We start from the raw sequence: 14485 nt of genomic DNA, 5'->3' as shown, positions 1-14485 counted from the left end.
ACGTCCCTGCCCGTCACCTGCTTGCCGCATCGATCGTCCTGGCAGCACGGGGTCTGCCAACGGTCCAGCGGCCTCGGCCCCGGCGCGGGCCAGTTGGTCGGCGAGGCCGGCCAACCCCGCCGACCCCGTACACCGGCACCCTGAGCAGTCCGCCGAGGGCCAGAAGCGTGGCGACCGCCATCGGCAGTACTACAAGGGGCGGCAGCCAGGCGTGGTGGATCAGCAGCCCGATGACCGTCCCGACGAACGCGGTGACGCCCAGTACCGCGGCCGTTCCCCGCACCGTCAGGCCGAGCTGCTGGAGCCGGTGCGCGATGTGGTCGGTGCCGCCGAGCAGCAGCCGGCGGCCGGCCCGGCGCCGGGAGACGAGGACGAGCGCGGTGTCGGCGGTGACGACGAGGGTGAAGGCGAGCAACACGCCCATGGTGCGGGCCGGGGTATCGCCGGTGTGCAGCAGTACGGCGGCGGAGGACAGCACGAAACCGGTGAACAGCGAGCCGCAGTCGCCGAGGAAGATCCGGGCGGGATGCCAGTTGCGCAGCAGGAAGCCGGTGAGGGCGGCGGCCAGTACGCAGAGCAGCAGGGCGAGACCGGTACGGCCCTCGGTGATCGCGCAGATGGCGAGCCCCAGTGCGGTGACGGCAGCGACCGTCCCCATTGCTCCGTCGGAGTTGTCCAGCAGGTTGAAGGCGTTGGTGACGAAGACGATCCACAGCACGGCGAGGGCCCCTGTCAGCAGCCCCAGTCCGCTGCCGTACGCCACGGCACCCGCGGCACCCGTCTCGACGATGAGTCGCGCCCCGGGCCCCAGCGGCCGCAGGTCGTCGAGCAGTCCGAGCACGGCGACGGCGGCTGCGACCGCGAGCAGCGTGCCGACCTCGGGGTCCGGCGGCGCCTGCCCGGTCCACTGTCCCGAGGTGGTCACGGCGAGGGTTCCCGCGGCCACCGCGACCCCGCCCAGATGGGGGGTGGGGAGAGTGTGCGCCTTGTGCGCGCCGGGCCGGTCCAGGAGACCGGCACAGGCGTGTCGCCACCGCAGTGCGAGGGCACGTAGGAGTTCGGTCAGTACGGCGGTGAGCAGCAGGGCAGCCGCTGCGGCCGCGAGCGCGTAGGACACGGTGAAGGTCCTCTCAGACCAGGTCAGGCCGGCACCGGCACGCGCTCGGCGCGCGCCTCGGCGATGGTCGCGTCGAGGATGTCGTCGAGGGTGCGCTGCGGCCGCCAACCGGTGAGGGTGCGGATGCGTGCGGTGTCGGGCAGCCGGCGCTCCATGTCCTCGAAACCCTCGCCGTACGCCTGGTGGTAGGGGACCAGCCGGATGTCCGAGTTGCTGGCGCTGCGTGCGATGACGCGGGCGGCCAGCCCGGCGATGGTGGTCTCTTCGTTCGTACCGATGTTGAAGACCTTGCCGACCGCGTCCGGGTGGGCGAGCAGTCGCAGCAGCGCGTCGACGACGTCGGCGACGTGCGCGAAACAGCGCTGCTGCGTGCCGTCGCCGTGCACGGTGAGCGGTTCCCCCTCGACGGCCTGGCGCACCAGCCGGGGCACGACCATCCCGTACGCGGGGCTCTGCCGCGGTCCGACCGTGTTGAACAGCCGTACCACGATGGTGGGCAGGCCCAGTTCACGGTGGTAGGCGAAGGCGAGGATCTCGTCGACGGCCTTGGCGGTGGAGTACGACCAGCGCGCCACGCTCGTGCTGCCGAGGATCCGGTCGGAGCCCTCGGCGAGTGGTCCCGAGGAGTTCTTGCCGTAGATCTCCGAGGTGGAGGCGACGAGCACTTTGCGGCGGTACCGGTGGGCCGCCTCGATGACGGTCTCGGTACCGCGGAGGTTGGTGGTGAAGGACTGGAGAGGCCGTTCCACGATCAGCCGGACGCCGACGGCGGCGGCCAGATGGATCACCGTGTCGCACCGGCGGACCCATTCGTCCACGAGCAGCTGGTCGAGTACCGAGCCATGGACGAATCGGAAGTGTGGATTCCGTCGGGCCTCGTCCAGGTTCTTCTCGCTTCCGGTGGCGAGGTTGTCGAGCACGACGACCGCATGGCCCTGGGCGAGCAGGGCGTCGGTGAGATGTGAGCCGATAAAGCCGGCACCGCCAGTGATCAAGTACGTCGAGGGATTCATACGCCGCCTGTTCGGTTGCGGTATCCGAGTGATGCGGAACGGCATCTGTTATATGCCGCTGACACATTAGCCCGTTTTGTCACAATCTGTAACGACCAACACGGGTTGCATCACACGCAGATCGGAGAAACGTCAGATGGGATCAACAGAGACCTCAGCACGACGGAAAGTTCTGGTAGTCGGACTGGGATATGTGGGGCTGCCGCTGGCGGTGCGTGCTGCGGAGGCGGGCTTCCGGGTCACCGGACTGGACACCGACGAGCAGCGCGTCAAGCGGCTGGAGGCCGCCGACTCGTACATCGAGGACATCCCGGATGAACGACTACTGCCGCTGCTCGATTCCGGGCGGCTGAGGGTCAGCACCGACTACGCCGACGCGGGCACCTTCGACGTCTGCGTGATCGCCGTGCCCACTCCCCTGCGCGACGGCGCCCCGGACCTGCGGTGCGTCAAAAGCGCGGGGCGGTCGGTCGCCCTGCTCCTGCGTCCGGGTGCGGTCGTGGTGCTGGAGTCGACGACGTACCCCGGCACCACCGAGGAGATCCTCCTGCCGATCCTGGAGGCGGGCAGCGGGCTCCGGGCCGGCGACGGATTCCGGCTCGGGTACAGCCCGGAACGCATCGACCCGGGCAACGCCCGTTGGCAGCTGGAGAACACTCCCAAGGTCGTCTCCGGCATCGACGACGCCTCCCTCGAAGCCGTCACGGAGTTCTACGACCGGATCGTGACCCGGACCGTGCCGGTCTCCTCCCCGCGCACCGCCGAACTGACCAAGCTGCTGGAGAACACCTTCCGGCAGGTGAACATCGCGCTCGTCAACGAACTCGCGATGTGCGCCGGCCCCCTCGGCGTCGACATCTGGGAAGCGGTGGACGCGGCCGCCACCAAGCCGTTCGGGTTCATGCCCTTCACGCCCGGCCCCGGGGTGGGCGGTCACTGCCTGCCGGTCGACCCCTCGTATCTCTCCTGGCAGGTACGGCAGAAGCTCCAGCACGACGTGCGCTTCGTCTCGCTCGCCCACGAGATCAACGAACACATGCCCGAGTACGTGGTGGGGCGCATCGAGGGCGGTCTCGCCGGGCTTGGCCGACCGCTGGCCGGCGCACGGGTGCTGGTGCTCGGGCTCGCGTACAAGAAGAACACCGGGGATGTACGGGAGTCCCCCGCCGCCACCGTCGCCGAGCTGCTGATGGCGCGCGGCGCGCGCGTCCGGGCCGTGGAGCCGTACGCCGATGCCCGGTTGCTGCCGCCCGGGGTGCTGTGCGTCGAACTGACCGAGGCGGAGATCGCGACTACAGACGCAGTCGTTGTCCTGACCGACCACGACTGCCTCGACTACGGCCTGGTGGAACGCCATGCGACGTACGTCTTCGACGCCCGCAACCGCTGCCGCGGAGACCGGATCGACCGCCTGTAGCCGCACGGTGCCACGGTCAGGGCCGCCCACGACACAGATCACCGCGCGCACCGGGCTTCCAGAGCGGGCATGACCACCCATCCCTGTTCGCCATGGACTCCGTGGCACTCCTGGAACGCAGCAGCGTGGTCGACTCCTGGACCACGGCGGCATCCGTAGGCGCCACCCCGCCTCGCCGCCCCGAAGACGCGGACGTCGACCTGCCCGTCGGCGACAATATGGCCCTGACCTCTCCGGCCGGGTCCTGCCCGCCGAGGACCGCCGCGCCGCCCTGATCGGCAGCCTCCTGGACATGTCCTCGTCGGCGCCCGGGCGGCAATCGTGCGCGCCAACCTGGACCGGGCCGCTGGCGGGATGCCGGATCGGTGGGGGCGGGGGTCGCGATCACAGCGGCCGCCGCACTCGCCGGCCTGATCGCCGCAGCCGCCGCACTGGCAGCGGCGGTCGGCCTGACCGGCGCGCAATGGGCACACCGATCGCCCCCTTCGCGCTCGTCTCCGTCCTGACCCTGGGCCGCTCCGCCGCGCTCGAGGCGGCACGCACCATGCCGACGGCAGCGCTCGACTACGGCGACCCGGGCGGCAGCGCCGTACCGCGCAATGTCGTGGTCGGATATCTGCGGCGGGTGCGCGCCGCCGCCGCGGATCCGGAACGGATCGTGATCCACTCCGGCTACGCGAAGGGCCTCGGCCGCCGCCTCGGCGGGCCTGTCCGCGATCCCCGTGCCCGTGGACGTGCCACCAGGACCGCAGCTGCAAGGCTCCGTGGCGTGGCGAAATGTGAATTGCCTGTACGTGGCAGGACCGACTCGACAGGTGACGTACGACGACGCCAATGCCGTGCCTCCTGAGGCGTCCTTGCTCCATGGCACGCACGGGCCTGGAGGCGCCGGAGGCCGAAGCTGGGAGCCAAGAACAGCAAGCTGCTGGCTACGGTCGATCCCATGCATTTGCAGTGTGTGTCATGGCGATGATCGATCAACTATGGGCCCAGATCGATCAACGGAGATTTCCGTTCCAGTCATGGCCACCTGGCGTACCCGAACTGACTATGCTCGCCTCGCGTGTTGCACTGCACTCACCGCGAGTCGAACGTCGCATTGCGCGCAGACGGAGCCTGGCCGCGGGAGGCGTGACCACCGATGCGATCTCGAACCGGCCCTTCGGGCCCACCCATTGGAACATCTTTGCCCGGTCGAGCGAAGTCCCGACCGTTCTTGTCGGCGCACCGCATCACGCCCAGTCCACTAATTCCAGACTGTTTAGGGACCCTTCGATGGTTCGTGCAGGTTCAACCCCTAGAGCGCTGCCACGTGCAGTGGCTCCAGCATGGCTAATCCCCCCTGGTGTTCTGGCTGGGGCCTGCGTCGTGGCGCTGATCTATGTTTCCGCGCAGATACGCACGCCGGTTGCCTGGTGCGGCCTCGTCGCGGTCGTCCTGACGGCCATCACTTCGGCTGAGACGGCGCGCCGGACGCGCTTGGCGGAGGCGGCCCGCTACGCACGGGCGAATGCCGAGGTGCAGCGGTACTACGCGCAACGCGAGACCGTGCTGCTCGCGCGCCTGTCCGATCAGCGGGCCACCACTGTATGGCTCGCCGAAGAGCTCCTCCCCGCGGCTGTCGCCCGCCTGCAGAAGGGTGAGCCCCCTTCGGAGATCCTGCAGTCCGTCCCGTTCGGGGAACATCTCGACAGCGAGTTCGCCGAAGCGCTCCGAGCAGCTCTGCGGACGCTCCTGGAAGCCGTGGATGCCGAGGAACGCACACGGGACTCGTCGCAGCGGGCACTGGTGGCGATCGCCCGGCGGGTCCAGGCGATCGTGCATCAACTCGCCAAGGACCTGCGCGACATGCAGATCCTGCATGGTACGGACATAGTGGTCTCCCATGGCCTGCAGGACATCGACCATCGCAATGCCCTGATCGGGCGCCTTGCGGCCAGCATCGCGGTACTGGGTGACGCCCGGCCCGGGCGTCAGTGGTCGAAAGCGATCCCTCTCTACGACATCGTGCGAGGGGCCATGTCACGCATCGTGGACTATCCCCGCGTGAAGCTGCAGTCGGTGACAGAGGTGGCTGTGATCGGTCAGGGAGCCGAGCCGCTGATCCACCTGCTCGCCGAGTTGCTCGACAACGCCACTACCTTCTCACCGCCGCACGCCCCGGTCGAGGTGACCGCGAGCGAGGTGCCCTCTGGTGTCGCGATCGAGATCGAGGACCGTGGTGTCGGGCTCACCGAAGAGGCCCGCCAGCGCATCGACCGCGTCATGGCTCAGCCATCATCCGGCATGGATCTGGCCGACCTGGGCGAGGCAACGCAGCTCGGCCTGCCCGTCGTCAGCAGGCTGGCCCGCGAGCACGGCCTCGACGTCGACTTGCGCACCTCCGCGTACGGAGGCGTGCGGGCCGTCGTGCTCGTTCCGCGGCGCCTGATCACCACAGTTCAGCAGCCTGCCTCGAAGGTCCAACAGTTCACGCCGAGGCCCACGGGCGCACCGGCCGTGCCGAGGCCGACGATGACGCGCGATGCCGCAGCAGATTCCGTCGAGGCCGAAAAGACGGTGAACGGACTGCCTCAACGGCGACGCGAGTCGCCCGTCCCCACACCGGTCGTCCGCACGACCCCCCATCCGCCGGCCGCTCCGGCCGCCACCCCGGGAACGGCCGACGCACCCCGGCAGCCGGGCCTGATGTGGGAGGCGTTCAGCGGCGAGAAGAGGCCGAGTACGGGCCCTTCCATTCGAACCAACGAGCCATCAGACGAGGGTGAGTAACCGTGCCGCCACTGCCCAACATGGACTGGATGCTCAAGGAGCTGGCAGCCAGCGTCCCGTACGTGCGACACGTGGTCGTGTTGTCATCGGACGGTCTGTGCATCGGTCAAGCGAACACGGAGCCCGACACCGCTGACGCGATCGCCGCTGCCTGCTCGGGAATCCAAAGCCTGGCGAAGGCCATCGCGCAGAAGTTCCCGCACGGAGACGGCTCGACCCACATGGTGGGAATCGAAGTCGACGGCGGGTACTTCTCCCTCATGGCGGCCGGTCCCGGGGCCTATCTCGCGGTGCTGGCCGACGCGGAGGTGGACGCGGGCTTGCTGGGCGACCGCATGCGTACGCTGGTGGTCCGGATCGGCCAACACATGACCAGCCCGCCTCGTGAGGACGTCGGGCAGGCGATGTGACGTCACAGAACCAGGAAGCATGGGACGAAGGCAGTCCCGTGCCGCTTTATGTCATCTCCGGTGGCCCAGGTTCCTCCGCCAAAGCCTTCAACCTGGTCACCCTCATCTCATCGAGGTCCGCACCCGAACCCGGTATGCAGCCCGAGCAGGCGGCCATCCTCACCATGTGCCAATACCCGTTGTCCGTGGCCGAGATTTCCGCGTACCTCAGCCTGCCGTTCAGCGTCATCACGGTGCTGCTCTCCAAGCTCGTGGACAACGAGCGAGTCCAGGCCACTGCTCCCGTTCCTGTCGCGGCGGTCCCCGAACTTGGCCTTCTGGAGGCGGTGATCCATGGACTACGTAGGCTCTGACGCTCCCGCCGCCGGCCCCCGCCGCTCGGACGTGCTGCTGCCGCACGGCGCCAGGGGAGTCAAGGTCGTGATCGTCGGCGGCTTCGGGGTGGGCAAGACGACCATGGTCGGGGCGGTGAGCGAGATCCCGCCCCTGACCACCGAAGAAACCATGACTCAGGCCGGCGTCGGGATCGACCACAATCCCGGTGCGGAACGCAAGAACACCACGACCGTTGCTCTGGACTTCGGCCGCATCAGCATCAACGAGGAGCTGATCCTCTATCTCTTCGGGACGCCGGGACAGGAGCGCTTCTGGTTCCTGTGGAACGGCATCTTCGAAGGCGCGCTCGGTGCCGTGGTCCTCGTCGACACCCGGAGGATCGAAGTCTGTTTCGAGATCATCACCCGTCTGGAAGACCGCCGCGTCCCCTTCGTCGTGGCCGTCAACACCTTCCCCGAGGCGCCGCAGCACCCGGTACCAGCCCTGCGTACTGCTCTGGCGCTCAACGAATCGGTGCCCATCATCACCTGTGACGCACGCGACCGGTCGTCCAGCCGCGACGCCCTGCTCTCGCTGATGGGCTACCTGTGCACCCTCGCCGCCGCTCAGGAGTCCGTATGACCGTCCCACCCACTGACCACACCACCACGGAACCAGGGCTCACCCCGCCCCCTGGTTGCCCGGCACACACCGCCACGGGACTCGACGCAGCGACCCCGCTCTGGGGCGCCGCGGCCGAGACCGACCCCATGGGCCTGTACGAAAAGTTGCGTGCCGCCCACGGTCCGGTGGCGCCCGTCCTGCTCGACGGGGACGTACGGGCCTGGCTCGTCCTGGGATACCTCGAGAACCGTGATGTGGCCAGCCGCTCCACCCAGTTCTCCCGCGACCCCCGCACCTGGCACGGCTGGAAGAGTGGCGAGATCGACGCCACCACCTCGCCGCTGGTGCCGATGATCGGCTGGCGACCCGACTGCGTATGTGCGGACGGCGAAGAGCACCAGCGCCTGCGGGGCGCGGTCACGGCCGGCCTCAACCAGTTCGACCAACGCGGAATCCGCCGCCACATCACCCGCTTCGCGCACCAGCTGGTCGATGATTTCTGCGAAACGGGCAAGGCGGAGCTGGTCGGTCAGTTCACCGAGCACCTGCCCATGCTCGTCCTCACCCACCTGCTCGGAATGCCGGACGAGTACGGTCCCAAGCTCGTGCACGCCGCCCGGGACCTCTTCAAGGGCACCGAAACGTCGCTCGCGAGCAACGCCTATGTGCTGGAGACCCTCGAGCAGCTCGTCGTCGCCAAGCGCGCCCTGCCCGGGCAGGACATCGCATCCGTGCTGATGGCCCACCCGGCCGGCCTCACGGACGAGGAGGTGCAGCACCACCTGCGCCTCATCCTGCTCGCGGGCTATGAGACGACCGCCAATCTCATGTCCAACGTACTGCGAATGGTGGTCACCGACCCGCGGTTCCGCGGGTCGTTGGCCGGCGGCCAGATGACCTTGCCCGAAGCAGTGGAGCAAGTGCTCTGGGACGAGCCACCGCTGATGGTGTGCCCGGGCCGCTGGGCCACCGGTGACACCACCCTCGGAGGACAGGAGATCAAGGCGGGAGACATGCTCCTGCTGGGCCTGGCCGCCGGGAACGTCGATCAGGTGGTCCGCCCGGACCCCTCGACCCGCGTGCACCACAACCGCGCGCACCTGTCCTTCAGCGCCGGCGCCCATGAGTGCCCGGGCCAGGACATCAGCCGGGTCATCGCCGACACCGGCATCGACATCCTGCTCACCCGGCTTCCCGACATCAGCCTGGCGGTGCCCGAGGAAGAGCTCACCTGGCGCTCCTCCACCTGGTCCCGGCATCTGACGGCGCTGCCCGTGAAGTTCGCGTCCCGCAGTCGGGAAGCCGATGATGTACTGACACCGCTGCCGGCCGCGCCCCCGCCGAGCAGCAGTATTCCGACGGCGTCCCAATGGCCGGTACCCGAGCCCGAGTTGTCGCGCCCAATCGAACCCCGCACCTCGTGGGGGGCGCGGCTGAGGCGGTTCCTGCGGAGGCTGTAGGCCTCGCAGCTCGCATCAGAGCCGAGCACCACAGCCGAGGAGACTGCCGGACGGCGTGGTTCGGCAGCCTCCCCACAGCTGGGCGGGCACCAACCGGGTGCTCGTACTGTCGGGCGCGACGATGAACCATTCGGCGCCCACGTCGCGCTCGTCGTACGGCGCCCTTCACGCGTGCGTCGAGGTTGTGAGGCCTGATGACGCTGAGACATACCGCTCGCCGGTGGGCGCAGCGGCGGTGGAAGTCCGTTGCTCTTGGAGCGGCCCGTCTGCCGGAGCGTAGCGGGGCGCCCCGCTGTACCACGCATGGAGGCCGGACAGGAAACTGCGGGCTCCCCGGAGCCACGCCTCCAGCTCGGTCCGTTCGCCGTGGTTCAACCCGGCTCGCTGGACGACCGGGGGCAGTTCGCTCCGTATGAGGTGCTCGAAGTGGCGCAGTCGGGCGGTCACCAGATCGGCGGCCTTACGCATCGCCTCCTGGACGGTGATGCGCAGGGATGTTTGGAGGACTATGACGAGGTTGTTGACGTCGTGTTCGTCATGGACTTCCCGCTGATAGGAGGCAATGTCGTTCGCCATTCCCATGTAGTCCATGAAGGCGTCGAGCAATGCGCAGACGGCTCGGCTGTGCCGGATCTGCTCAGGGATCCGTGCGCCAGTGGAGAGTTCGACGGAGTAGGGGGCGGTATAGGCGGCAAAGCTTTCACGGCGGAACTGGGCATACTCGATGAGGTCCGGGACACGGCCGGCGCGGCTGTTGGCCAGTTCCTGAACTCCCGCGTCGATGTACCTTGCCAGGGCACGGTTGAGCCCCTGCTGCCAGTGCGCCATTCTCGGGGGGAACAGCCGTTGCTGGAGGTAGGCCATGCCCCTTTCGACGGCATTGGTCGGCTCCGGCAACCGGGCGCCCGGCTCCGGCGGTATGAAGGCATGGAGGCGGGTGGTGAAGGCTTGTGCGCCTGTGAGGTCGCCCGTCCGTTTGAAGGCGGAGGCGAAGTAGTCGTCCCAGGCCAGAGCCCAGAGGTTGAGCCGGTGATTGAGCCGGAGGTCGGTGAGTGAGGCGTCAGGAAGAGCCCAGGCGGTCAGCTGGTCAACGGCCATGGCGTGGAACTGGGACAGGGTCCAGATCGCCCGGCGGGCCGACGGTGCTTCGCCGCTGTCCAGCATGCCCATCTCTCGCGCCCACGTCTCGGTCTCCCCACGCAGGGCCAGCAGGTACGGATTCACCCGCACCGGGTACGGCATCCGCAGTATGGGCAGCTTGATGGCCTGCACTGTCATGAGATCCCTGCTTCCCTTCCGGCACACATGTCCTGGTCACGCGGCGGCGTCTGCGTGACCAGGACATGCGGATGCCGCGCGAGCACGACGAGCAGACCGCCGGAGTCCCGGCACCGCAGCGATACGAACCGGTGGCGTCCCGTCACGAGCTCGAGATCCTCCCGTGGCGGGTCTCCGGCGCGTCCGGGTCATGCCCCTTGATCGGGGACTGGACGAGGATCGCGAATGTCAGTTCCTGGGACACGGTTTCCCCCTCCGAGACGGCCCATAGGCTGACGATCCACTGCTGCTACGGCGACGAACGCCGAGCGTTCCCACCCTTTGGTGCTCCAAAACGTGCGCCCAACCCGGCCAATCCGCAACCCCGCGTGGCCGTCCTCGGCCCGTGATTAAGGCCGGTTTGCGGGGAATGAAACGATCCTTCTGGGTCAACTTGGCTCAAATTCGATCCCGAAGCTAGCCATGATCAACCAATGATCGTCAGTCGGGATGCGCGAGCTTGCGGTCCCGATATGGCTCCGCGCGATATGGGGCCCGCCGCTCGTCCGTTCGTGGCGAGCTACATCGACCCAAAGTGGCTGCGCAAGATGGAAAATCGACTCCCTCTGACAAGAGCGGTCAAGGCCGCGGCCGCCACCGCGCGGCCGAAGCGTTCGGCGATGCCGGCCGGGTCCTCGAAAACGTGCGAAGGGTCAAGGGTGATGCCCGGAGCCTACGGGCGCTCCGTGCGTACCGGCAGCCCTCCCTCCCGTACTTCGGGACCTCGGGCGGACGGCGTGCCCGGGGATGCCGTCCCGGAGGTGACGTGGTCCGCGGAGGGGTGCGGGTCGCGGCGTTCGGCTGATTTCGGGAGCGTTGTCGACGGTCGCGCGAAACCTCCGGGTGGATGCGCCGGTTCGGCCGTGCGGCCGGGTGCCCCTGTCGGCAGCCGGCCGCGTCGTGCGCCGGAGGGGAGGGAATGACCTGGAGGTCCTGCTCTCTCCTCCGGGCTCCCTCCACACATTCGAGGACTGACTTGATTGCCAACCTGATGCGGCGCGCCAGAGGCGCGCTCGCCGTCACCATCGTCACCGGCGCCCTGTTCACCGCCGCGGTGCCCGCCCAGGCCGCTGCCGCGCCCGCCCTCACCGCGGCCGGCGCGGTCCTGATCGACGGCGCCACCGGGAGCACGCTCACCTCCAAGGACCCTGACACCAAGCGGCAGATGGCGAGCACTACCAAGATCATGACGGCCGTCGTGGTCGGTTCGCAGCCGGGCCTGGACCTTTCGAGGAAGGTCACCGTCAAGCAGGCGTACCTGGACTACGTCTACCTGAAGGGCGCGAGCTCCGCGCAGCTGAAGGCGGGGGCGACCCCGACGGTCCGTCAGCTCCTGTACGCGATGATGCTGCCTTCGGGCTGCGACGCCGCGTACGCGCTCGCCGACGCCTTCGGGACCGGTTCGACCACCGCCGCGCGCACCGCCGACTTCATCGCGAAGATGAACGCCAAGGCCAGGGCCCTGGGCATGACCAACACCGTCTACGACAGCTTCGACGGCATCTCGCCGACCGGCAACAACGTCACCACCCCGCGCGACCTCGCCAGGCTCACCCGGTACGCGATGGGCGACGCGCTGTTCCAGGCCGTCGTGAAGACCGCCGCGTACAGCACCGGCGGCACCTCGGCCCTCGCCACGTGGTCGAACAGCAACCTGCTGGTCCAGCCGCGGCCCACCGGCTACGGATACCCCGGCGCCGTCGGCGTCAAGACCGGCACCACCACGGCCGCGGGCAAGTGCCTGGTCTTCTCGGTGACCCGGAACGGCAAGACGGTCATCGGCGTCCTGCTCAACGACGAGGAGCGCTACGCGGACTCCATGGCCCTCTCCGACTGGGCCCTCGGCCCGGCCACCGGCTCCAAGACGGCACTGCAGCGCAGCAACACCGACCCGGTCCCGGACGTCCTCGACTGACCTCGGCAGGGGGCGGGGCGGTCGGGGGTCATTCCTCGATCGCTCCGCCGATGCGGCGCAGGTGGGTAGGGAAGGTGTACGTGGGGCCTGGGTAGGGTCGGGCCCATGGAGACCACCGGGATCGTGATCGCGCAGACGACCGTCGACGACGAGGGGCGGGCGCAGGCCCTGGCCCGGGGTGCGGTGGAGGCCCGGCTGGCCGCGTGCGCGCACGTCGACCCGCCCTTCACCGCCTTCTACCGGTGGGAGGGGAGCGTCGAGACGGCCCGGGAGTGGCGGATCTCGTACAAGACGACCGAGCGGCGGCTGCCGGAGCTGGCCGCGTGGGTGCAGCGGGAGCACGGCTACGAGGTGCCGGAGTGGATCACCCTGCCGGTGACGGGCGGGTCGCAGGCGTACCTGCGGTGGGTGGCCGCGGAGTCGGCGGCCGAGGAGTAGCCGGGGCACCCGCTACCTGGAGCCCTGAGGGGGCGGGGGCGTACGGGTCACCGTGCGGCCGTGCGCGGCGGCGGCGCGGGCGAAGTGGGCGGCGTCTGCGACGGCGGCGCCGCCCGTGTCGTTGTTGAAGTACACGTAGACGTCGTCCCGGTCCGGCCAGCCGTCGGCGATCCGCCGGGCCCAGGAGGCGAGGGCCTGCCGGCCGTAGCGGGGCGGTGGGCTCGCGGCGCCGGCGTGGAGGCGTACGTATCCCCAGGGTGCGGTCCGCCACAGCGGGGTCACCGGCCGTGACCAGCGGTCGGCCCAGCACAGGGCGCTGCCGTGGCGTTCCAGCAGGGCCCGGAGTACGTGTTCCTCCTCCCACCACGAGGGGTGGCGCGGTTCGACGGCCACGCGGACGGTGTCCGGGAAGCAGTCAAGGCAGGCGTCGAGGGCGGCGGGGTCCGCCCGGAGGTTCGGCGGCAGTTGCAGCAGGACGGGGCCGAGGCGGGGGCCGAGGCCGGCGGCGTGCTCCAGCAGCCGGTGGACCGGCTCCTCGGGGTCGTGCAGGCGCTTGATGTGGGTGAGGTAACGGCTGGCCTTGACGGCCATGACGAAGTCCTCGGGGGTGCGCTCGCGCCAGGAGGCGAAGATCCGGGTCTCCGGGAGCCGGTAGAAGGCGTTGTTGTTCTCCACGGTGGCGAAGCGGCGGGCGTACTCCTCCAGCCAGAGCCGCTGCGGCAGGTCCTCCGGGTAGAGGGGGCCGCGCCAGTCCCGGTACTGCCATCCGGAGGTTCCGACGTGTACGGGCATGCCCGGGCTCCCCTCGCGGTCCTAGTCCCCGACGCGCACCAGGGCGAGGGTGATGTTGTCGGGGCCGCCGGCCTCGATGGCGGCCTTCCACAGCTCGAAGGCGGCCCGGCCGTCGTCGTGGACCCCGAGGACGGCGTCGATCTCCTCGTCGGGCAGCGGGTCGGTGAGTCCGTCGCTGCACACGAGGTAGCGGTCGCCCCCGGCCAGTCCGAAGGCCGTCACATGGGGTACGGGGGTGCCGGAGGCGCGGCTGCCGCCGAGGGTCTGGGTGACGGCCGAGGTGGTGCGCTGTCCGGGCTGCAGGGGCGGGCTGTCGTCGACGCTGACCCGGCGCAGGCCGTCCGGCCCGGCGGCGTACACCCGGCTGTCGCCCACGTTGAACACGAGCAGTGACTCCCCGAGGACGAGGACGCCGGCGACCGTGGTGGCCATGGTGAACAGCTCGGGGTGGCCCTCGGCGGCCGCGTTCACCTCGTAGTCGCAGACGTCCAGGGCGTCACGGAGGGTGTCCGGGCCGTTCAGGGTGGGGCCGAGGGAGGAGAGCCGGCGGACGACGAGCGCGCTGGCGACCTCTCCGGCCGGCTGCCCGCCCAGGCCGTCCGCGACGGCGACGACGAGGGGCCGGCCGAGGGGGAACACGAGGGTCTGGGGGGTGTCGGTCACGGTGGCGCACAGCGTCCACGGTCCGGCGACGAGGCTGTCCTCGTTGTGGTCGCGGACCAGACCGGCGTGGCTGAGGGCGGTCACCGCTACGTATGGCACGCCACCATTGTCGCGCGGCGAACGGTACGCGGCATCACCGCGCCGGACGGTCCGGGCGGCGGGAGCGAAAGGGTGCGATCCATCGACTTTCGGCCAAGCCAACTCCCATGGCGAGTCCACATCATGACCTCCT

General features: G+C 69.4%; 15 protein-coding genes. 10 read left to right on the top strand and 5 right to left on the bottom strand.

Features of this window, described 5'->3' with window-relative positions; all coding sequences use genetic code 11:
- Positions 1-13 precede the first annotated feature (13 nt).
- Both AB0F18_RS07380 and AB0F18_RS07375 read right to left on the bottom strand, forming a co-directional pair.
- Positions 14-1117, bottom strand: a complete 1104-nt coding sequence (locus AB0F18_RS07380; protein WP_362055935.1) for an MraY family glycosyltransferase — start codon at positions 1115-1117, stop codon at positions 14-16.
- A 23-nt stretch (positions 1118-1140) separates the two neighbouring features.
- Positions 1141-2112 (bottom strand): NAD-dependent epimerase/dehydratase family protein, encoded by a 972-nt coding sequence (locus tag AB0F18_RS07375; protein ID WP_362055933.1) that lies wholly within the window; start codon positions 2110-2112, stop codon positions 1141-1143.
- Positions 2113-2266: 154 nt separating this feature from the next.
- Here AB0F18_RS07375 and AB0F18_RS07370 point away from each other — a divergent pair, with 154 nt between their 5' ends.
- The 8 genes from AB0F18_RS07370 (at position 2267) to AB0F18_RS07335 (ending at position 9128) form a co-directional block, all read left to right on the top strand.
- Positions 2267-3547 carry a nucleotide sugar dehydrogenase gene (locus tag AB0F18_RS07370; RefSeq protein WP_362055931.1) on the top strand — a complete coding sequence of 427 codons (1281 nt, stop codon included), beginning with the start codon at positions 2267-2269 and terminating at the stop codon, positions 3545-3547.
- 92 nt (positions 3548-3639) lie between these two features.
- The gene (locus AB0F18_RS07365; RefSeq protein ID WP_362056061.1) at positions 3640-3822 is read left to right on the top strand and encodes a hypothetical protein; all 183 of its coding nucleotides are present in this window, start codon (positions 3640-3642) and stop codon (positions 3820-3822) included.
- Positions 3823-4010: 188 nt separating this feature from the next.
- Complete coding sequence (locus AB0F18_RS07360) at positions 4011-4397, top strand: hypothetical protein (RefSeq protein ID WP_362056059.1); 387 nt, start codon at positions 4011-4013, stop codon at positions 4395-4397.
- 518 nt (positions 4398-4915) lie between these two features.
- Positions 4916-6319, top strand: a complete 1404-nt coding sequence (locus AB0F18_RS07355) for an ATP-binding protein (protein WP_362055929.1) — start codon at positions 4916-4918, stop codon at positions 6317-6319.
- A gap of 20 nt (positions 6320-6339) precedes the next feature.
- Positions 6340-6729: a roadblock/LC7 domain-containing protein gene (locus AB0F18_RS07350; protein WP_053788756.1), complete on the top strand. Its 390-nt coding sequence runs from the start codon at positions 6340-6342 to the stop codon at positions 6727-6729.
- 38 nt (positions 6730-6767) lie between these two features.
- Positions 6768-7082, top strand: a complete 315-nt coding sequence (locus tag AB0F18_RS07345) for a DUF742 domain-containing protein (protein WP_362055927.1) — start codon at positions 6768-6770, stop codon at positions 7080-7082.
- Positions 7063-7686, top strand: a complete 624-nt coding sequence (locus AB0F18_RS07340) for an ATP/GTP-binding protein (RefSeq protein ID WP_362055925.1) — start codon at positions 7063-7065, stop codon at positions 7684-7686. The genes AB0F18_RS07345 and AB0F18_RS07340 overlap by 20 nt, the downstream gene beginning before the upstream one ends.
- Entirely contained in the window at positions 7683-9128 is a 1446-nt protein-coding gene (locus AB0F18_RS07335) for a cytochrome P450 (protein ID WP_362055923.1), read from the top strand. The genes AB0F18_RS07340 and AB0F18_RS07335 overlap by 4 nt, the downstream gene beginning before the upstream one ends.
- A 165-nt stretch (positions 9129-9293) precedes the next feature.
- Here AB0F18_RS07335 and AB0F18_RS07330 read toward each other — a convergent pair whose 3' ends face one another.
- Positions 9294-10406, bottom strand: coding sequence for a hypothetical protein (locus AB0F18_RS07330; RefSeq protein WP_362055921.1), 1113 nt, complete (start codon positions 10404-10406; stop codon positions 9294-9296).
- 1030 nt (positions 10407-11436) lie between these two features.
- Between AB0F18_RS07330 and AB0F18_RS07325 the strand changes: the two genes are divergently transcribed.
- Together AB0F18_RS07325 and cutA are read left to right on the top strand one after the other, a co-directional pair.
- A complete protein-coding gene (locus AB0F18_RS07325; protein WP_362055919.1) occupies positions 11437-12360 on the top strand; it encodes a serine hydrolase in 924 nt (307 codons plus the stop codon).
- Positions 12361-12465: 105 nt separating this feature from the next.
- Entirely contained in the window at positions 12466-12798 is a 333-nt protein-coding gene (gene cutA, locus AB0F18_RS07320) for a divalent-cation tolerance protein CutA (protein ID WP_362055917.1), read from the top strand.
- A 12-nt stretch (positions 12799-12810) separates the two neighbouring features.
- On the opposite strand, the gene AB0F18_RS07315 is transcribed toward cutA, so the two are convergent.
- Both AB0F18_RS07315 and AB0F18_RS07310 read right to left on the bottom strand, forming a co-directional pair.
- Entirely contained in the window at positions 12811-13590 is a 780-nt protein-coding gene (locus AB0F18_RS07315) for a DUF72 domain-containing protein (protein ID WP_362055916.1), read from the bottom strand.
- Positions 13591-13611: 21 nt separating this feature from the next.
- Positions 13612-14352 (bottom strand): PP2C family serine/threonine-protein phosphatase, encoded by a 741-nt coding sequence (locus AB0F18_RS07310; RefSeq protein WP_362055914.1) that lies wholly within the window; start codon positions 14350-14352, stop codon positions 13612-13614.
- Positions 14353-14485 lie beyond the last annotated feature (133 nt).

Source organism: Streptomyces sp. NPDC029216 (assembly GCF_040648015.1).
Classification (GTDB): domain Bacteria; phylum Actinomycetota; class Actinomycetes; order Streptomycetales; family Streptomycetaceae; genus Streptomyces.
This window is presented reverse-complemented; position numbering and strand designations above follow the sequence as displayed.